This is a genomic window from Microvirga roseola (genome assembly GCF_020866965.1).
GTDB lineage: Bacteria > Pseudomonadota > Alphaproteobacteria > Rhizobiales > Beijerinckiaceae > Microvirga > Microvirga roseola.
Genome location: NZ_JAJATX010000036.1, coordinates 1 through 17,352, shown reverse-complemented (window position 1 = coordinate 17,352; position 17,352 = coordinate 1). Strand labels below are relative to the sequence as shown.

Genomic DNA, 17,352 nt, shown 5'->3' with positions numbered 1-17,352 from the left:
CGGTTCATGTCAGAAGATGCCGATAAGGAGAGCAAGACAGAAGCGCCTTCCGACAAGAAGGTTCGCGACGCTATCGAGAAGGGGAACATCCCCTTCTCGCGAGAGGCTCCTGTCTTCGCATCGATGCTCGCCATTCTCCTCGTACTGGCTTTTTCCGTCCGGGAGAATGTCAGGTCCCTGTCGGAGAAACTCGCGCTCTTCATCGACAGGCCACAGGACTTCCGCATCGAATCGGGGGCGGATGCAACTGCCCTCATTCAAGCGACGGCGATCGAGGTAGGGATTTTTCTCGTCCCGATCATCGCCATCCTGGCCGGATGCAGCCTTGCGGCATCCATTCTGCAGAATACGCCGAGCATCGTACTCGAACGGATCAGGCCGCAATGGAGCAAGATCTCCCCGAAGGCTGGTTTCACCCGCCTCTTCGGACGCCAAGGCCAGGTCGAGTTCCTCAAGTCGGTCTTCAAATTCGGAACGGTCACCATCGTCGTTCTTCTGCTTCTGAAGTCCGAGCAACATAAGGTCATCAACTCCATGTTCAGCGATCCGTCCCTGATCCCGGAGCTCATGCAGAGCATGGCGTTGCGGCTGGTTTCCGCCATATCCATTGCCACCATCGTCATGGTCGCGGCCGACCTTCTCTGGGCGCGGTTCAAGTGGCACAGCGACCTCAAGATGACCCGCCAGGAAGTGAAGGACGAGTACAAGCAGATCGAGGGCGATCCCATGGTCAAGGCGCGGATGCGCTCCATCGCCCAGGATCGCGCACGCCGCAGGATGCTCGCGGCGGTTCCCAAGGCAACCTTCGTCATTGCGAACCCGACGCACTACGCCATCGCACTCCGTTACGAGCGCGGCGAGGCGCCGGCTCCCATCGTCGTCGCCAAGGGACAGGATCTGATCGCTCTCAAGATCCGCGAGATTGCAGAAAAGAATGGCGTTCCCGTCATCGAGGACAAGCCTCTGGCAAGATCCATGTACGACAACGTTCACATAGATCGGATGATTCCTCCGGATTTCTATAAAGCCGTTGCTCAAATCTTGTTCTACATTCTGACAAGGTCGAAATGAGACAGCATCCCGACACCAATACCGGTTTCTCCTCCGAGAATTACGAAGTCTATGTCTTCGAGGAAATTCTCGCGTGCAACATCAAGGACGTGGTCGGGGATCTGTGCCTGGCCGACGCCGAAATCATCATGTCGTATGTGACGAATCAGCTGCACGGCAACATGGACGAGATCGTCACGTCCTCCGTCGAGCTGTATTTCAAGGACAGGACCTTGTCCTATGCCCGCGCAGCCGGAGTGACCTTCGAGCTGGGAGTTCCGGCGAGCATCGTGCTCAACATGGAATTCGCCCACGGCCCGGTGAGCGTGCTGTTCGAGCTTGTTCTCGGGTCCAGGGACATCGGCGTTCATATCAACAAGGTGCTGCTGATCGAGGGCGTTCCAGAGGGTCAGTTCGGCGCAGTGGAATTCGCTCAGATCCTGCGATCCGCTCGGCGGACCCCTCTGCCGGATCGTTACACGTCCGCCCTCTATCCCCCGGACGTGATCCGGCATTGATCGGGGTGGACAAGTGCAGACCGACGGGATGAGAAAAGCCATATCCTTGCCGCCGGTCGCCCTGGCGGCGGCCGCCCTGCTGTCAGGATGCACCGCAACGGACGGTCACTATCCCCGTGGTCCATGGTATTCCGGCAGCGTCACCCGTACCTACCCGCGATACTCCGCCCCCTGGGGCCAGCCGCCGGTCGTGACCGCCGTCGAGGAGGAGGTCGTCGTATCCCCTATCCCGGTCGCCGTCCCCGCCGGAGCGATAAGACCCGCTGGGCCGCACAGGCTCGTGGATCGCTCAGGCCCCCTCCCCTTCGAGCCTGTTCCCACTCCTTTCCCTCCGCCATATGGCGCGATGGCCGCGATCGATCCTTCGGCGATCGGCGTAGCCCCACCGCCCGGCGACGTGGGCCAGGTCGTGGGTCCCATACCGAGCGCCTCTCAAGGATCTCCTGTCGTCAGTGCGCCCCGACATGCCTCGTCCTATGCAGGGATCTGGAAGGCCGTCGATGACAAGGGAAGCGCGTGCAAGGTTCAGCTCTCGAGCACGCCCGTTCTCGATCTCTACAAGGCGTCGGCCTCCGGATGCCGCAATTCCGCGCTCGCGAGCGTGAACGCCTGGACCTTCGGCGACAACAATGTGGTTCTCTATTCGCGCGGCAGGGTGATTGCCCGCATGAGCGGCGCAGAGGCTGCCCTCGCCGGAACCCTCAGCGGCTCCGATGGCGCCGTGACGATGACACGCTGACTGCCCTTCCCACCGAACCCGTCAAGTCTCCGAGCTGCAGAAAGACCGCGCAGCCGGCGTCCATTCACCAAATCCTGTCGCGACCATGTTCGCGATGACCCGGCAGACATAACGCTTCTGGGCCGGATCATTGTTGGGGCCGGCATGATAGCGCGCGACCGCCATCGTCCATGAGGCGTGGCGCTCTTTCAGCTCTTTCAGGAAGCGTGCTGCGTATTCGACGTTCTCGCGCGGACTCAGCATGCTGTCGAGCGACGGAAACTTGTCGCTGTGATAATGGTGATTGATCTGCATGCATCCGAGATCGATCAGCCTTGCGCCCGAGCGCCGCGCCTCTTCGAAGACCCTCTTGGCCTCGGAGACGCTGGCGGCGAAATGCGCTTTTCCCTCGATATTCATGGCGTAAGGCTGGAGACTTCCGCGCCTGCCGGTTTCCGTCAGACCGACCGCATAGAGCATTCCGAGGGGGACCCCGTACTTCGCCGACGCCCGCTTCATCTCCCGCTCGCAGGACCGGCTGTCGGGCTGGGTACCAGCCTCTGCCGGTAGCGTTCCGTTAGAGATAAACCCCGCCAGCACGGCGATCAGAAGGAGTGCTCTCTTCGGCGACGTCACCACTGGCGTGCATCCCGTAATCATAGTCTTTGTCCTGCTGTCTTGGCCGTTCGTCCCGGTTGAGCGATCCCTGGCCGAACCCCTCCTGCTGGAAGGCCGGACCGGAATCGCGCTGGGCACTCATCCCCTGCTGCTGGGTTGCATCCGGCTGTGCAACCTGGATGCTGATGACCTCCGGCCGGTAGCCTGATCCCCGCAGCAGGTTGGACAGCTTCTCGGAATCGGTCCTGAGCAGATGGGCCGTTTCGTCGCTTGCAACCTCGATCTCCATGGTGAGATCGTCGCCCGACAACCGCATTCTGACGGTCATGAGACCGAGTTCTGCAGGGTGAAGCTGAATGTTCAGCATCCGCATCACCCCTTCAGAGGCGCGGGCCGTCGTGACGAAGGTTGCCCCTTCGGCTGCCTGGGTTCTCGCGTTCAGTTCCGCAGCCATCGGGCCGGTCTGCGCCAGAATGGCTCCTGCGACCCGCTGCAGCGTTCCCGGCGGCAGGGAGGAGTTGCCCTCCGCTTTCACCTCGACTTCGGAATTCTTCAGCGCCGCTTCGGCATGAGGCGTGAGCACCTCGGCCGCTCGACCTTTGGCCGTGATGGCCAGCTCCGTTTCCGAAGGGGCCGGCGCCTTCACGGCTACATTCGGCGTGCCCCTGCTTCCTGCATCAGAAGGCATTCCGATTGACGGCGTCTTGGCCGACAGATTCACATCGTCGCCCGCCGGACTGCCGGTCGTGAGTTCACCTCCGGATGACGGGTCATTCTGGGAGACGATCTTCGTGCTGAAGCCTTCGACGATCGGCTTGAAATGCGTTTCCTGGTACTGGACTGTGACCTTCGGCGCCATGTCCAGCATCTTGCCCGCAGGAGCCTTCTCGAGGCCGGATCCAGGCATAAGCGGCGATCCTCGCGAAGAGCCATTCTCCGCGTCCTGCTTGCCTTGACCGCTCCCGGAACTCGTCTGAAGCATGAGCTTCGGCAACAGGTTCTCGAAAACCGAGACGACAGCGCTGCCCGCCTGACTTTGCTGGACCTGGATCAGCTTCGTGGCATCCGGCGTGTCAGTCTTCAGGAGTTCGCCGAGAGTTGCGGCTGCGTCCTCCGGAAGCGCCTCATCACCCATACTCTGGACGTCGAGGTCGAGTCTGGCCTCCTGCAGCGCACGCTCCGCCTGCACCTGCGAGACTATTCTTGCACCGATCCCCAGCGGATGAGCCTTCTGCGCAGGCTGTGCCTCGGAGCCAGACCCAGTGGAGTGCGAGAAGCCGTCCAGTAGCGATTTAAAGGCCCCTTCGCCGGCAGCCCCATCCCGCTCGCCTCCGCTGTCCAACGGGGAGATCACTTTCGATGGTGATGCTTCCGCCCGTCGCGGCATGCTCTGGGGCAGGATCTCGAATTTGTTCATCAGGTCCTCGAGCTCACTTCTTGATGAGTCGGTCCACTCGGGTCAAAGCCTCTTTGGCCTTGATTACGGCTTGAGGCAGTTCTGGAGCTTGCGTCGTGTCTTGCGGCTTCGCGAGAGCGGCCGGCGCGGCAAGGGTTTCCGCCGGTTCTCCCGGCAACTGCTTGATGTGGCGCGCCAGCGCCAAAGCGGAATCGAGCAGATTGGCGTCGTGCGGCGACAGGAGAGAGCGGTCGAACCCTTTGAGTTCGAGCAGGCCGGCTTCCAGGGAGCCCGGGGTGACGATCTGTGCTGCCGCCCGGTAGAGCCTCGCCCGCACTGCGGCGCTCTCATCGTTCCCGGCAAGGCTCAGAACCCGCTCCGAGGCGATCAGGGCCGACTTCACGAAGCCCTGGTCCACCGATGCCCGCGCGATCAAGAGCAGCAGGTCGATCTGCACGCGCGGATCCAGTTCGCGAAGAAGCTGGAGAATGCGCTCGAAGCGCTCCGGCTCCTTTCCGAAATCGATCTGCGTGAGGATCGCCGCCAAACGCTGCCTGAAATTGCTGGCATAGATGGAGCTCCGATAGCGGCTCAGATAGTCGCCGACGAGGAATTCGAACTTGAGAGCCTCTCCCAATTGGTGCGCGACGAAGATCTGGCGGCGCAGCGCGGCCTCCTCCAGGAGCGTTCCCGGAGCCTGAAGGCGGACGAGGTTCAGGTAATCCATGGATTTCCTCGGGTCCGTCCGGACGATGAGGGCAGCCTGGACCAGGGCCAGCTGGGCTCCCGCGCCGGCAGGAAGTGTCATAGGATCGATCTCCAGAAGCGTCCTTTGCGCTTCCTCCTCGCGCCCCTCGACATAGGCCAACGCCCCCTCGGCGAGCGGCACGTCTTCAAGTGGAATAAGGCGAGGCGACAGGAGCTTGCGAAGGATCTGGGGCCGGCCGCCGCTCAGGACATAGACGACCGCGGCCCGGACGTTCCTCGAGTCCTGCCAGACCTGATCTTCCAATTCCATGAACTGCCGGTCCAGAAGCGCAAGGAGCCCGCGCTGCCCGAGATGGGCGTCGGTGGATCCGGCCGCAATCTGGTCCTGCAGGAGCTGAAGCGTCCGCACCATCTGGATAGGCTGGCCGATTTCGTATGTCGGCTCAGGCGCGGCCTGATCGCTTTCGGCCAAGGCCGGACAAGCGGCAGCCAGAGTGCCGACAATCGACAGGATCTGCGGAAGACGCGCCACTCCCATCACTCCTGCAGCAGGATCTCGATGCGCCGGTTTTCGTCCGCGTTCCTATCGGCGGCATTCTTCGGATCGCGGTCCGCATGGCCCTCCACCCGGACGATCCTCTCCTCCGGCAACCCGCCCCTGACGAGCATGTAGAGGGCCATCTGCGCGCGGGCCTGCGACAGGCGCCAATTGTCGTAGTCCTCGGACTTGAACGGACGCCCGTCGGTATGGCCACGCACCACGATCTTTCCAGGGCGCGATTTCAGGATTGCGGCGATCTTCTCCATCGCTCTCACAACTTTTGCATGCGGCTCGGCCGAACCGATGGCGAACATGCTGAAATCGAAATCGTCCGTGAGGCTGATGAGGGTGCCGGCGCCTGTCCGCCGCACCTCGATGATTGGATTGGCCGAGCTGTCCCGTCCGGGCTGGACGGCAGCCGTGATGACGGATTTCAGCTCTGCGATCTCCCGGTCGGCTTCGCTGGCGGGAGCGCCAGCTTCCTCCGGCTTGCCCTGAGCATCGCTGATCGGAGCCTGCTCCGGGAGAGCATTTGCGTCGTTCTCGGCAACAGCACTGGCTTCTCCCGGCGATGCGGGAGCCGGTTCATCGACGGAATTGCGCGTCGGCGCAGGCGCGGTTCCGGGCTTGCGCGGCAGCTCGGTCTTCAATTCCTTGACCGGAGACACCTTCCAGTACAGCGGGTCGAAGGGATCGCGATAGGCTTCGCCCGAGGTCAGGCCTGGAACCTCGCTTTCTCCAGGGGTCGCGTCCGCTCCCAGCGTGTCCTGCGGCCTCGGCTCGATATCCGCGGCGATGCGGGCGAGAACCGCGTAGGGATCCTGGAAGAGAGCGCCCTCCTTGAACCGGGGCTTCTGCAGCTGGTGGGATTTCCCGCCGGTGCCCTCTCCGCTCCCCTTCTCCTTGCCCGCTTTCTCCGCATCCGGCATTCCGTCGGGCGGCATGTCGGTGGATTCCTCCAATCCCTTCTTGTTCGGCGTCGACTGGGCGAGCTGAACCGGGTTGAAGTAGTTTGCGACGCTCGCCCGGGTGTTCTGATCAGTCTGGCTGATCAGCCACATGACCAGGAAGAACGCCATCATGGCGGTCATGAAGTCGGCATGCGCGATCTTCCAGACGCCGCCCTTGGCCTGCTCCTCGTCCTGCTCTTGGCGGCGGACGATGATGATTTCCTGATGTGCGGGATCGGTCATTCTATCCGGCCTTCAGAACACGGTTGAGACGGGTCATCCACTCACCGATCTGGGTCTCGATGGTTGTGTCTCCGGCGATCACCGTCACGTCGGCTTGGTCGCCCGGCTTGAACTCGATGGCCTCTCCCAGCTCGCCCAATCTCCCCCTGATCTCAGCCAGCAGGTCGTCGGGGCCGGATATGGCGATGACACCGCCCTGGGAGCGCGAGAGGATGGATCGGATCGTCGCTTGCATCTCGGACAGAGCCTGCTGTCGGAAGGCTTCCCCGAGGAATGGTCCAAGGATGTTGGCGATCCGGGTGGACAAGCCTTCCTCGATCGCTTCGAAGGCTGCCGCCATCTGCGTCCTGAGCGCCTCGGCTTCCTGCGCCACCCACTCGGCCCTTGCGGTTTGAAGCGCGGCTTCGGATCTGGTCCTCCCCTCCGCCAGAGCCCGCTCAAGCATGCTCTGTGCGAATTCCCGCTCCTCCTCCCGCGCCTTCTCCACAGCCTGGCGGATCAGGGCCTTCGAGTCCTCGGCAGGCTTGGCTTTGGACTCAGACGGAGCCTCCGGCTCGGGTTCGGGCTTGAGTTTGACGGACTTCAGGAACGGGAAGCCCGGCACGGAGGCCGGCGGCTTGCCGGCCCTGTCATGGGAGAAATCCGTTAGGAGGCGGGCGATTTCCTTCGACATCACGCCGCTTCCTGAAGGAGCCACTGCCTCAGCACGGCCGCCGCCTGCTCTTCATTCAGCTCGACGATATGCTCCAGCTTGCGCTGAGGCGTGCTCGCATTCTCAAGCAGGTTCGGCATCTGCGATTCGAGCTGGCGCACCTGTTCCTGCCGCTCGAGTTCGGCCTGAGCCGCGAGCGCCGCAGCGGCTTCCCGGGCAGCCAGAGCCGCCGCCTGTTCCTTCTTGTACTCGATCTCGGCCTGGTGACGGGCGACCAGCATCTTCACTGCCGGACGCAGACCGAACCAGACCAGAAGGAGCGCCATGGCCAGGATCGTCAGAGCATTGAGGATGTTGCCGAGCTGACGCGAAAGAATCTCGGAGATCGACGGCTCCGGATAGGGCTGGAGGCTCTGCGATTCCTCGACGAAGCCGACAGCGGCAACCTTGATCGTGTCGCCGCGCGGCTTGCTGAAGCCGGCGGCCGACGCAACGAGTTCCTCGATCTCGGCGATCTTGGCGTTGACGTCTTCGGCCTTGGCGTTCTCGCCGAGGAGAGCTTCCAGACGGCCCCTGTTCACCAGCACGGCCACCGAGAGATTCTTGATCGAGTAGCCGTCGCTGATCGTCTGGATCGTTTTCGACGAGATCTCGTAGTTCGTCAGCTCCTCACGGCGCTGGTTGTCCTCGCTCGAATTCTCGCCGCCATCCGCTCGGACGTTCTGGTCGGGCAGGTTCTGCTGCACGGTCGTGGGCTGCTGGCCGGCCCGGTTCTGGGAGACCTCCGTCTCCTTCACGGTGCGGATCGAGCGCTCGACCTTGGATTCCGGATCGTAGATCGTCTCGCTCGTATTGACCTTGTCCGTGTTCAGGCGAGCCGCGACACTGACCTCGAAATTGCCGATGCCGAGGTAAGGCGCGAGGGTTCGACGGACGGCGTCCTGGATCTCGGAGCCGACGGACTTCTCCAAGGTAGCGAGCCTTCCGCTTGCGACATTCGACGCATCGTCGCCGGACATCAGGAGGGTGCCCTCCGTATTCATCACAGTGACCTTCTCCACCTTCATGCCGGGGATCGCGGCTGCAACCAGATGCCGGATCGCCTGAGCGGAAGAGGTGTCGTCGGACGGGCTCGTGCGGATGACGACGGAGGCGGAAGGAGCCTGCTGCTCGCGCCGGAACGATCCACGGTCGGGCAGGACGATGTGAACGCGCGCAGCCTTGACCCCCTTCATGCCCTGAATCGTGCGGGCAAGCTCGCCCTCGAGCGCGCGCACCTTGGTGACCTCCTGCATGAAGGAGGTCAGGCCGAGCGAGCCGAGATCGTTGAAGAGTTCATAGCCCGAGCGGCTGCTGTGCGGCAGGCCCTTCTCGGCGAGCAGCATGCGCGCCTGAGCTGTGTTCCCGTAGCTGACGAGCACGGATGCTCCGTCCGAGCTCACATCGAACGGAATGCTCGCGTCCTTCAGCACTGCGCCGATGCGGCCGACGTCCTCGCGGTCGAGGCCGGTATAGAGAACCTCCTGGGTCGGCCGGCTGAGGTAGTACGCTCCGAAGCCCACAAGAAGAAAAACGGCAACTCCGATCGCTCCCAGCGCGGCGAGGCGACGGACCCCGAGTTGCAAGAGGCTGATCCACAATTTTTCGACGTGCTGACGACCAGGCATGAACGATCCCAGTTTGGAGATACTGCTGATGCGTTGTGCCCGTTCAACCTTGCGCGAGCATTGCTCCGTCCGGGGCCTCGTTCACAGGAACGTCAGAAGTAGGATTTCACAAGACCGCTGACGAGGATGTTCCAGCCATCGATCAGGATGAAGAAGAGAATCTTGAACGGAAGGGAGATCACCGTCGGGGGCATCATCATCATGCCCATGGACATGACGAGGGTCGCAACGATCATGTCGATGACGAGGAACGGCAGGGCGATGAGAAAGCCGATCTCGAATCCACGCCTCAGCTCCGAGATCATGAATGCGGGGATGATGATGCGCAGATCGATCTTCCCGTCGGGGCTGGTCTCGGCAGCCTCGGCCTGTGCGGGAAAGCTCGTAGTTGCGAGATCGACGAAGGTCTGGAGGTCCTTGGGCCTTACATGGGACAGCATGAAATCCCGGAAGGGCTCCGTCGTCCTGGAAAACGCTTCCTGCTCGGGGATCTGATTCTCGATCAGGGGCTTCACGCCGTCCTGCCACGCCCTGTCGAAGGTCGGGGCCATGACGAAGAAGGTCATGAACAGCGAGAGACTGATCAGAAAGAGATTGGCCGGGGTGCTCTGAAGACCAAGGCCGGAGCGCAGGAACGAAAAAGCGACGACGAAGCGGGTGAAGCTCGTCACCATGATGAGCAGGCCCGGCGCCAGCGAGAGGACGGTCAGCAGGGCGACGAGCTGGATGATACGGCCTGTGACGGCTCCATCGCCTGGCGGCAGAAGCGCGTCGAGTCCAGGAACCTGGGCACTGGCCGAGGTCGCCAGCGTGGAAAAGAGGAATGCGGGAATGAGGCGATGAATCATTGAACCAAATTCTTCAAAGGCATCCTGAAACAAGGATGTCGCGGCCGGGAGATCAGGCGCAGACCAAAACTGCCTTGGCCCTCTCCGATACTTTTGACGCAACGCAACTCACTGAACCACGAGGGTCTCGATCGTGATTTCCTTGACTTCACCGTTGGAGCGGAGCTTCACGCGCTCGTTCAGGTCCTCTCTCAGATGCAGCAGGCCGCTGGGACCCTGGATCTGCGCAATGGAGAGAGTCCGCAGATAGGCCAGAACATCCTGCCGGATCTCCGCGGCGGCAACGTCAGGGTTCATGCCCGGAACGTTCTTGTACACGATGGAAAACTCGAGACGGATCCATTCATTCTCGGAATTGGCGAGGTTGGTCACGACCGGAGCCAGCCTCCTGACGGCGATGTCGCCGGAATACGGGCTGGTCGAGACCTTCTCCTCCGCCTTCGCCTGATGCTTCTCGAGAATGGACTTCTCGATGCTTGAGACCATGAGGATCCCGGATCCACCCCCGACGGCAACGGCCAGCAGGCTCAGGACCAGGAAGGTCAGGATCACCCCGAGCAGACCGCTCTTCTTCGTCTCGGTCGCAGGAGGGGGCAGGGCCAGGCTCTCTTCGGACATGACCTTGACCTTAGAACGGGGTCACCGCATCAAAGATCTGCTGCCCATAGGCGGGCTGCTGAACTTCCATGATGCGTCCGCGACCGCCATAGGAGACCCGGGCTTCCGCGATCTTGTCGTAGCTGATCGTGTTGTTGCGGGAGATGTCGCGGGGCCTCACGATTCCGGCGATATTGAGGATGCGGAGCTCGTAGTTGACCCGAACCTCCTGCGACCCGCTGATCATCACGTTTCCGTTCGGAAGCACCTCGGTCACGACGGCGGCGACCGACATTCTCAGCTTCTCGGACCGATCGATGGTGCCCCTGCCGTTCGAGGACGAATTCGAGCGGAGACCGCCATCCGCCGTGCCGTCCGAGTCCCAACCGCGGAAGCTGAAGGCATAGTCGAGGCCCATATCGAGCTGGGATTTTCGCGAGCGGTCGCTCGCGTTCTCGAACTCGGCCTTGTCGTCGATCTGGATATTGACGGTGACGATGTCGCCGACGTTCTTCGCGCGCGGGCTCTGGAAGAGATCCGCGCTCGCATAGCTCCAGGTGGATCCGGGCGAAGACCGGGGCGCCGTCTTGAAGATGGTCGGAAGAGGCTCCCGGTCCACGGCCAGGCCTGCGCCGACAGGCGTCATGACCGGCTCGCGGCCGATTTCGTCGACCCTGGTGGCGCAGGCGCCGAGCAGCAGACATCCCGCAAGGATGATGAAGCGTTTCATCACGATTTTGCACCGTTCTGACCGCGCCGGGGCGCATCGGTTATCACATTGGTGAGCTGGGCCGCCCGGGCAGGCTCCATCTCGTTCAGAATGCTGCTGGACGAGCGCGGGTTGAGCTTCGTCAGGATGGCGGCTGCGATCTCCTCGTCCATATTGGCGAGCTGGAGGGCGGCGGCATCCGGCCTCATCCGGGAATAGATCGAGACGACAGCCTCGTCGGCCTTCGCTAGGAAGTCGTTCCGGCGCTTCAGCCAGTCCTCGTATTCGGCGCGCTTCGTCTCGAGAACCTTGATGCGGCTGTCGATTTCCTTCTCCATCTTCTCCAGCGTCTCCTTCTGGAGGAGAAAGCGTGCGTCGGCCGCCGCGTCCGCGATATTCTCGCAGTACTGCTTGACCCGGCCTTCCCCGGCCTGCTCCTGCGCGACAGCAACCTGCGGCGCGGCAAGGAAGAGAGAGGCGGCGACGACTGCGCCGGCACGATGCAAGGAGATCATTGGACAACCAACTCCGCTTGAAGCGCCCCGGCCGTCTTGATGGCCTGGAGGATCGCAATCACATCCGTGGGCTTGAGCCCCATCTGGTTGAGTCCCTTCACGAGGGTCTGGAGATCCGAACCGCCAACGATGGCGAGGGGAACCCGCTCCTCCTCGGCATTGATGGCAGTGCGTGGCACGACAACGGTCTGGCCGTCGGAGAACGGCTCCGGCTGCGAAACCTGCGGCATCTCGGTGATGCGGATCGTCAGGTTGCCGTGCGTGATGGCGACCGTAGAGATCTGGACGTTCTTACCGATCACCACGGTTCCGGTCTTCTGGTCGACGACGATGCGGGCCGGGGTATCGGGTTCGATCCTCAGGTCGCCCAGCTCCGCAATGAAGCGCGTGGAGCCGATGCTGGCGGGCCTCTTCAGAACGACGGATCTGAAGTCACGCGGCGAGGCAACGCGGCTTCCGTAACGCCGCTGCGAGTAGCTGTTGATCGCGTCGGTGATCAGGGTAGCAGTCTTGTAGTCCGGATTCTTGAGCTCCAGCACCATCGTGCTGGCCTCAATATGTCCGTGGGGCACCTCGCGCTCGATAAGCGCGCCGTTGGGGATGCGGCCTGCCGTGGCGACGCCTGAAGTGAGCGTCTCCGCCTGGCCCTGCGCCGAGAATCCGGAAACCGCGACGGCGCCCTGCGCGACGGCATAGACCTCCCCGTCGCCGCCCTGGAGCGCGGTGAGAAGCAGCGTGCCGCCCTTGAGGGACGTGGCGTCGCCCATGGACGTCACTGTCACGTCGATGCGCGACCCCGTGCCTACGAAGGGCGGCAGGTTGGCCGTGACCATGACGGCCGCGACGTTGCGGGTCCGCAGGTTGGCGTCGCGGACATTGACGCCCATGCGGTCCAGCATCGACTGAAGGGATTGCTCGGTGAATTGGGAGTTGCGCAACGTATCGCCGGTTCCCTGAAGGCCCACGACGAGTCCGTAACCGATGAGCTGGTTCTCGCGCACGCCCTGCACCGCCGCCACGTCCTTGATCCGGGTCAGGGCGAAAGACGGAGAGGAGCAGAGAGCCGCCAGCAGGATGAGGAGGAGGCGAACCATCAGTACGCACCAACGCGGATCTTGCCGTCAGACTCGACCCGACCGATGATCACGCGGCCGCTGTCCATGTTCTTCACCTGGACGCTCTGTCCGAGCGTTCCGTTCTGGAGCGGTGTTCCGACGCCGGTGATCGTCAGCCCCCCTTCCTCGAAGACGATGGGAGCAGGCACGCCGCGCGACACGAGCTTCGGATCGTCGACAGCGTTCAAGGGAATGGCCTCCCCCGGAAGCAGCGTACGCCGCACCGTCTTGCCGATGAGGACGCGCGGGGTTTCCACCACGGCCGTCCGGAAGCGGTAGTTCTCAGGGTAGATCCGGTCCTTGAGCATGGACTCGTCGATCGTGTCGCCCGGATAGATCGTGACCGTCGGAACGGGAAGAACGCGCTCCTGTGCTGCCGCCGATCCGGCAAGGCCCGCAATCAGGGCCGCGGCTGTAAAAAATGTTGCAAACAAAGATTTCATTTCAAAAGCCTTCGGTTATGCGCTTAGCGGATACCCTTCGATACGGTCCCCGCCATATCGTCGGCCGCCTGGATGACCTTGGAGTTCATCTCGAAAGCGCGCTGCGCGGAAATGAGATTGGTGATCTCCTTGATCGGGTCGACGTTCGAGGATTCCAGGTAACCCTGGTGGATCTTGCCGAAGCCCGGATCTCCCGCCACGCCGACGACGGGTGCGCCCGATGCCAGCGTCTCGCGGTAGAAGTTGTTGCCGATGGGCTCGAGGCCGGCGTCGTTCACGAAATTGGCGAGCGTCAGCTGGCCGATTTCCTCGGGCTGCGCCTGTCCGTCGATCTTGGCGTAGACCTGGCCCGACTCGTTGATGACCACGTCCGTCGCATTGGCCGGAATGAGGATGGCCGGGTTGAGGGTGTAGCCGTCGAGAGTCACCAGCTGGCCGTCGCCGTTCTTGTTGAAGGAGCCGGCGCGGGTATAGATCGTCTCGCCGCCCGGCGCGTTGACCTGGAACCAGCCGCGGCCGTTGAGGGCGAGGTCGAACTGGTTCGAGGTGTTCGCGAGCGATCCCTGGCGGTGCAGGTTCCGGATCGCCGCCGTACGCACACCGAGGCCCAGCATTGCGCCTTCGGGCACCGGCTGCTCGCCGGCCTGGGCCGGAATGCCCTGCATGCGCTCGGCTTGATAGAGAAGATCCGTGAACTCCGCGCGGGCCGCCTTGAAGCCCGTCGTATTCACGTTCGAGATGTTGTTCGCGATGACTTCGACATTCAGCTGTTGGGCATTCATGCCGGTTGCGGCAATTGCAAGAGCTCTCACGATATTCTCCTTAGATCGCCATGCGCGAAATTTCTTGATAGGCCGCGATTACCTTGTCCCGGATCGCGATGGCGGCCTGCAGGGTCTGCTCGGCGGACATGACCGCCTCGACCACCTGCTGAACGGATGCCTTGCCCTGGATTCCGGAAATGGCCGCCGCCTCGCCCGCCTTCATGGTGTCGATTGCGGTACTGGCGACCTGAGCCATCATGTCGCCGAAGCTCGCCTGCGAGGCTCCCGCGACGCCGGCTCCCGCTCCAGCTCCGGCGAGGGCGTGGGTTGCGACGGTCTGGGTCGCCGCCACTCCCCCGGTCCGGTCGATCATCGACGAGATTGCAGAAACCGCATTGACCATGGTCAGCCTCTCAGAAGGTCGATTGTCGCGGAAATCATGGCGCGAGCCTGCTTCATCATCTGCAGGTTGGCCTCATAGGACCGGTTGGCCTCGCGCATGTCGGCCATTTCCATCAGCATGTTGACGTTCGGCATCTTCACCATGCCGTTCTCGTCGGCCGCCGGATTACCGGGATCGTACTGGACCGGGTACGGCGCGGAATCCGTTCCGATCGACTTGACCGTCACGGACGAGGCTCCGAGGGCACGGTCGAGCTGGGTCTTGAAGGTGATCGTCTTGCGCGTATACGGGTCGGCCCCTTCGGTCCGACCGGTCGAGTTCGCGTTGGCCACGTTCTCGGCAATGATGCGCAGACGAGCCGACTGGGCCTCAAGGCCCGCACCGGAGAGTTTCGAGGAAGCGGTCAGGGGATCAATCATCATCCTGTCCTCACGGTTGACATCAGCATGCGGTGAAAGGATTTGACGATGCTGGTATTGAGGGAATGCTGGCGGTTGACTTCGCCGGACTTGGACATTTCCTGCTCGAGGCTGACGGAGTTGCCGGAATAGACCGTGTCCCAGGTCTCCGACTTCTTGACCTTCGTTCCCTCGACCTGGCGGCCGTCCATGGTGATGTGGCCGCTTCTCGTTCCCACCATCGCGAGCTTGGTCTTGTCCAGAACATCGGCAAAGGGCTCGACGTCCCGGGCCTTGTAGCCGGGCGTGTTGGCGTTCGCGATGTTGCCGGCGATGGTCGACTGACGGACGGCCAGCCACTGGGACTGCCGGGAAGCCAGATCGAAGAGATAGACGGGGGGCGTCACACGGACCTCCAAGGAATACCTTGAGAATTCGTTACACCCGCAATCTTGCACGAAGCTGACATCGCGCTCGGCGCGTGGGCGGCATTCGACAGGACCAAGTCCTTCAGAGCTGCCGCAGCCCTATCGTTATCATGTATCGCTATCGACTGCTGACGCCCGCGGCCCTGGCAGCATGCGGACGACCTGCGGAACCTGTTCGCAGCCGACGCTGCGGCCAAGTTTTCACCATACCCGGGGTGTAGGAGCGAAACATGACGAAGAGCCGTTGGTCTTGCCGGGACAATGGGATAATGTCCTGTCAAGACCAGTGATACTGCAGAGTGGCTCTATCAGCACGTTTGGCGTCAACGAGGTCGAGGATGGCCGGAAAGCAAGACAAGGACCTGCGCTTCTGGCAGCCTCCCGAGGCAGAAGCCGATCCCTTCGAGGTGGTGCTCGCCAATCACATCAAGGACGTCGTCGCCGAGTTGAGCCTGACCGATGTCGGCGTTCTCACATCCTTCATCTCCAAGGATCTCCACGCCAATGTGGAGGATCTGGTGGAGTCCTCGACCGAACTGTTCTTCAAGGACGGCACCTTGCGGTACGGCCACCTGGCCAGCGTGAGCTTCGAATGGGGCGCGGCTCCAACGGTCACGCTGGACCTGGAGTTCGTTCACCGCTCCGTGAGCGTCTTCTTTAAGCTGGTTCTGCACCGCCATTATTTCGGCGTCGCCATCCAGCGGATCCTGCTCGACGAGAGATCCCGCGATCCGGAGGCGGATCTCAGGCATTTTGCCGACGTCCTGAACAATGCCAGGCTCGTTCCCCTGCCCGCCCAGACTAATTCCTGAGGTTTTCATTGCGAGACGATCCCGGCAGCCCGTGATGGCGGGCCGCCGGGATCGATATTGATATCAGCCGAACAGGGCGTCGATGTCGTCCTGCGACGTGCGGCCGGGATCGTTGGCCAATGCTGGGCCGTTCAGCAGGGCTCTGTCCCCGGTCCGCTCGGCGACATCGAGGGTCGGCACTTCCTTGAAGCTCTCGAGCCCACCCCAGATCTCGATCATCTGCTTGATCCGCTCGTCGATGAACCGCACTGCCGAGACCACTTTGCTGATGCGCTGTCCGGTAATGTCCTGGAAGTTGCACGACTCGAAGATGCTGATCACCTGCTCGGAGATCTCGCTGGCGATGGCCCGGTCGTCGCCGGACAGGCGGGCGGCAAGATTGCCCGCGAGTTCGTCGATCCGCTCCGCATTGGCCAGGATCGAGTGGGTGGCCGTCTCGGTTCCGAGAACGATGGCGCCGAGCTCGTCGGTCACCCGGGCCATCTCCCTGCCCTGCGCACCGGCATAGTGCAGGGTTGCGATTTCCTGCTTGGTGCGCTGGATCGCTTCGGCGATGGCGTCCATTTCGACCTTCAGGCGCATGGCTTCCTGCATGTCCCGACGATGCTCCTCAAGGATGGTGTGGGAAACCTCGTGCGTCGGGCCGATAAGCTCCCTCAGTGACGCGAAGGCTTCCATGATTTCGGTGTGACGCTGCGAGGCCGCAACATCGGTCGGTATCTCGGCGCGCCCTGCCTCGATCCGGAAACTCTTACGAGTGGTCATGATGACGCCTCATCCGCATCAGCTGCCGAGAACCGCAGAGATCTTGGCCTGCAGGGTCTGGGCGTTGAACGGCTTGACGATGTAGTTGTTCACGCCCGCCTTCTTGGCCGCCACGACGTTCTCTGTCTTTGCCTCGGCGGTGACCATGATGAAGGGGATATCCCGAAGCTTCTCGTCGGCGCGGACATGCTGCAGCAGTTCGTATCCCGTCATCGGCTCCATGTTCCAGTCGGAGATCACGAGACCGTACTGCTTCTCCTTCAGCTTGGAGAGAGCGGCCGTTCCGTCGGATGCGTCGTCCACATCCGTGAAGCCGACCTGCTTCAGCAGGTTACGAAGAATCCGCACCATCGTCTGGTAATCGTCGACGACGAGGACGGGAGTGGAAAGATCGAGCCCCATAATGAAAATCCTTAATGTGGGTTGGTCTTAAAGGGTTATTGTTGTTGTCACGCGGCTTTGACGCTTGAGAGGAATGCGTCGACCTCGTGTCC

General features: G+C 62.3%; 22 protein-coding genes. 4 read left to right on the top strand and 18 right to left on the bottom strand.

Annotated elements, in window-relative coordinates; genetic code table 11:
* Positions 1-6 precede the first annotated feature (6 nt).
* The 3 genes from flhB to LG661_RS17260 are packed head-to-tail and all read left to right on the top strand — an operon-like array spanning position 7 to position 2,307.
* Complete coding sequence (gene flhB / locus LG661_RS17270; protein ID WP_230533122.1) at positions 7-1,071, top strand: flagellar biosynthesis protein FlhB; 1,065 nt, start codon at positions 7-9, stop codon at positions 1,069-1,071.
* On the top strand, positions 1,068-1,568 hold the full coding sequence (locus tag LG661_RS17265; protein WP_230533121.1) for a hypothetical protein: 501 nt from the start codon (positions 1,068-1,070) through the stop codon (positions 1,566-1,568). The genes flhB and LG661_RS17265 overlap by 4 nt, the downstream gene beginning before the upstream one ends.
* Before the next feature lie 28 nt (positions 1,569-1,596).
* Positions 1,597-2,307: an AprI/Inh family metalloprotease inhibitor gene (locus tag LG661_RS17260; protein ID WP_230533120.1), complete on the top strand. Its 711-nt coding sequence runs from the start codon at positions 1,597-1,599 to the stop codon at positions 2,305-2,307.
* A 21-nt stretch (positions 2,308-2,328) separates the two neighbouring features.
* Here the strand turns inward: LG661_RS17260 and LG661_RS17255 are convergent, their stop codons facing one another.
* The 16 genes from LG661_RS17255 to flgB all read right to left on the bottom strand — a co-directional run bounded on the left by LG661_RS17255 (position 2,329) and on the right by flgB (position 15,260).
* Positions 2,329-2,946 (bottom strand): transglycosylase SLT domain-containing protein, encoded by a 618-nt coding sequence (locus LG661_RS17255; protein ID WP_230533119.1) that lies wholly within the window; start codon positions 2,944-2,946, stop codon positions 2,329-2,331.
* Positions 2,864-4,321 (bottom strand): flagellar hook-length control protein FliK, encoded by a 1,458-nt coding sequence (gene fliK, locus LG661_RS17250; protein ID WP_230533118.1) that lies wholly within the window; start codon positions 4,319-4,321, stop codon positions 2,864-2,866. Before fliK ends, LG661_RS17255 begins: the two co-directional genes overlap by 83 nt.
* 13 nt (positions 4,322-4,334) lie before the next feature.
* On the bottom strand, positions 4,335-5,540 hold the full coding sequence (locus tag LG661_RS17245; protein WP_230533117.1) for a chemotaxis protein MotC: 1,206 nt from the start codon (positions 5,538-5,540) through the stop codon (positions 4,335-4,337).
* Between the two features lie 5 nt (positions 5,541-5,545).
* Positions 5,546-6,742, bottom strand: coding sequence for a MotB family protein (locus LG661_RS17240; protein WP_230533116.1), 1,197 nt, complete (start codon positions 6,740-6,742; stop codon positions 5,546-5,548).
* Position 6,743: 1 nt separating this feature from the next.
* The gene (locus LG661_RS17235; RefSeq protein WP_230533115.1) at positions 6,744-7,415 is read right to left on the bottom strand and encodes a hypothetical protein; all 672 of its coding nucleotides are present in this window, start codon (positions 7,413-7,415) and stop codon (positions 6,744-6,746) included.
* Entirely contained in the window at positions 7,415-9,061 is a 1,647-nt protein-coding gene (gene fliF / locus LG661_RS17230; protein WP_230533114.1) for a flagellar basal-body MS-ring/collar protein FliF, read from the bottom strand. The genes LG661_RS17235 and fliF overlap by 1 nt, the downstream gene beginning before the upstream one ends.
* Before the next feature lie 92 nt (positions 9,062-9,153).
* A complete protein-coding gene (gene fliP, locus LG661_RS17225) occupies positions 9,154-9,909 on the bottom strand; it encodes a flagellar type III secretion system pore protein FliP (protein ID WP_230533113.1) in 756 nt (251 codons plus the stop codon).
* A gap of 108 nt (positions 9,910-10,017) precedes the next feature.
* The gene (locus LG661_RS17220) at positions 10,018-10,527 is read right to left on the bottom strand and encodes a flagellar basal body-associated FliL family protein (RefSeq protein WP_230533112.1); all 510 of its coding nucleotides are present in this window, start codon (positions 10,525-10,527) and stop codon (positions 10,018-10,020) included.
* Positions 10,528-10,537: 10 nt separating this feature from the next.
* Entirely contained in the window at positions 10,538-11,236 is a 699-nt protein-coding gene (flgH, locus tag LG661_RS17215) for a flagellar basal body L-ring protein FlgH (RefSeq protein WP_230533111.1), read from the bottom strand.
* Positions 11,236-11,730, bottom strand: coding sequence for a MotE family protein (locus LG661_RS17210; RefSeq protein ID WP_230533110.1), 495 nt, complete (start codon positions 11,728-11,730; stop codon positions 11,236-11,238). Before LG661_RS17210 ends, flgH begins: the two co-directional genes overlap by 1 nt.
* Complete coding sequence (gene flgI / locus LG661_RS17205) at positions 11,727-12,824, bottom strand: flagellar basal body P-ring protein FlgI (protein WP_230533109.1); 1,098 nt, start codon at positions 12,822-12,824, stop codon at positions 11,727-11,729. The genes LG661_RS17210 and flgI overlap by 4 nt, the downstream gene beginning before the upstream one ends.
* Positions 12,824-13,288 (bottom strand): flagellar basal body P-ring formation chaperone FlgA, encoded by a 465-nt coding sequence (gene flgA / locus LG661_RS17200; RefSeq protein ID WP_230533108.1) that lies wholly within the window; start codon positions 13,286-13,288, stop codon positions 12,824-12,826. Before flgA ends, flgI begins: the two co-directional genes overlap by 1 nt.
* Positions 13,289-13,311: 23 nt before the next feature.
* Positions 13,312-14,100 carry a flagellar basal-body rod protein FlgG gene (gene flgG / locus LG661_RS17195; RefSeq protein ID WP_230533107.1) on the bottom strand — a complete coding sequence of 263 codons (789 nt, stop codon included), beginning with the start codon at positions 14,098-14,100 and terminating at the stop codon, positions 13,312-13,314.
* A gap of 10 nt (positions 14,101-14,110) precedes the next feature.
* The gene (locus LG661_RS17190) at positions 14,111-14,455 is read right to left on the bottom strand and encodes a flagellar hook-basal body complex protein FliE (RefSeq protein WP_230533106.1); all 345 of its coding nucleotides are present in this window, start codon (positions 14,453-14,455) and stop codon (positions 14,111-14,113) included.
* 2 nt (positions 14,456-14,457) lie between these two features.
* Complete coding sequence (flgC, locus tag LG661_RS17185; RefSeq protein ID WP_230533105.1) at positions 14,458-14,874, bottom strand: flagellar basal body rod protein FlgC; 417 nt, start codon at positions 14,872-14,874, stop codon at positions 14,458-14,460.
* The gene (gene flgB / locus LG661_RS17180; protein ID WP_230533104.1) at positions 14,874-15,260 is read right to left on the bottom strand and encodes a flagellar basal body rod protein FlgB; all 387 of its coding nucleotides are present in this window, start codon (positions 15,258-15,260) and stop codon (positions 14,874-14,876) included. The genes flgC and flgB overlap by 1 nt, the downstream gene beginning before the upstream one ends.
* Positions 15,261-15,619: 359 nt before the next feature.
* Between flgB and LG661_RS17175 the strand changes: the two genes are divergently transcribed.
* On the top strand, positions 15,620-16,093 hold the full coding sequence (locus LG661_RS17175; protein ID WP_230533103.1) for a hypothetical protein: 474 nt from the start codon (positions 15,620-15,622) through the stop codon (positions 16,091-16,093).
* Positions 16,094-16,156: 63 nt separating this feature from the next.
* Here the strand turns inward: LG661_RS17175 and LG661_RS17170 are convergent, their stop codons facing one another.
* The gene (locus LG661_RS17170; RefSeq protein WP_230533102.1) at positions 16,157-16,858 is read right to left on the bottom strand and encodes a protein phosphatase CheZ; all 702 of its coding nucleotides are present in this window, start codon (positions 16,856-16,858) and stop codon (positions 16,157-16,159) included.
* Between the two features lie 18 nt (positions 16,859-16,876).
* Entirely contained in the window at positions 16,877-17,260 is a 384-nt protein-coding gene (locus LG661_RS17165; protein WP_230533101.1) for a response regulator, read from the bottom strand.
* Between the last annotated feature and the right edge of the window lie 92 nt (positions 17,261-17,352).

Coding starts and splice junctions, on each gene's coding strand:
- flhB (WP_230533122.1), top strand. CDS start 7: ATGTCAGAAGATGCCGATAAGGAGAGCAAGACAGAAGCGCCTTCCGAC.
- LG661_RS17265 (WP_230533121.1), top strand. CDS start 1,068: ATGAGACAGCATCCCGACACCAATACCGGTTTCTCCTCCGAGAATTAC.
- LG661_RS17260 (WP_230533120.1), top strand. CDS start 1,597: ATGAGAAAAGCCATATCCTTGCCGCCGGTCGCCCTGGCGGCGGCCGCC.
- LG661_RS17255 (WP_230533119.1), bottom strand. CDS start 2,946: ATGATTACGGGATGCACGCCAGTGGTGACGTCGCCGAAGAGAGCACTC.
- fliK (WP_230533118.1), bottom strand. CDS start 4,321: ATGAACAAATTCGAGATCCTGCCCCAGAGCATGCCGCGACGGGCGGAA.
- LG661_RS17240 (WP_230533116.1), bottom strand. CDS start 6,742: ATGACCGATCCCGCACATCAGGAAATCATCATCGTCCGCCGCCAAGAG.
- LG661_RS17235 (WP_230533115.1), bottom strand. CDS start 7,415: ATGTCGAAGGAAATCGCCCGCCTCCTAACGGATTTCTCCCATGACAGG.
- fliF (WP_230533114.1), bottom strand. CDS start 9,061: ATGCCTGGTCGTCAGCACGTCGAAAAATTGTGGATCAGCCTCTTGCAA.
- fliP (WP_230533113.1), bottom strand. CDS start 9,909: ATGATTCATCGCCTCATTCCCGCATTCCTCTTTTCCACGCTGGCGACC.
- LG661_RS17220 (WP_230533112.1), bottom strand. CDS start 10,527: ATGTCCGAAGAGAGCCTGGCCCTGCCCCCTCCTGCGACCGAGACGAAG.
- flgH (WP_230533111.1), bottom strand. CDS start 11,236: ATGAAACGCTTCATCATCCTTGCGGGATGTCTGCTGCTCGGCGCCTGC.
- LG661_RS17210 (WP_230533110.1), bottom strand. CDS start 11,730: ATGATCTCCTTGCATCGTGCCGGCGCAGTCGTCGCCGCCTCTCTCTTC.
- flgI (WP_230533109.1), bottom strand. CDS start 12,824: ATGGTTCGCCTCCTCCTCATCCTGCTGGCGGCTCTCTGCTCCTCTCCG.
- flgA (WP_230533108.1), bottom strand. CDS start 13,288: ATGAAATCTTTGTTTGCAACATTTTTTACAGCCGCGGCCCTGATTGCG.
- LG661_RS17190 (WP_230533106.1), bottom strand. CDS start 14,455: ATGGTCAATGCGGTTTCTGCAATCTCGTCGATGATCGACCGGACCGGG.
- flgC (WP_230533105.1), bottom strand. CDS start 14,874: ATGATTGATCCCCTGACCGCTTCCTCGAAACTCTCCGGTGCGGGCCTT.
- LG661_RS17175 (WP_230533103.1), top strand. CDS start 15,620: ATGGCCGGAAAGCAAGACAAGGACCTGCGCTTCTGGCAGCCTCCCGAG.
- LG661_RS17170 (WP_230533102.1), bottom strand. CDS start 16,858: ATGACCACTCGTAAGAGTTTCCGGATCGAGGCAGGGCGCGCCGAGATA.
- LG661_RS17165 (WP_230533101.1), bottom strand. CDS start 17,260: ATGGGGCTCGATCTTTCCACTCCCGTCCTCGTCGTCGACGATTACCAG.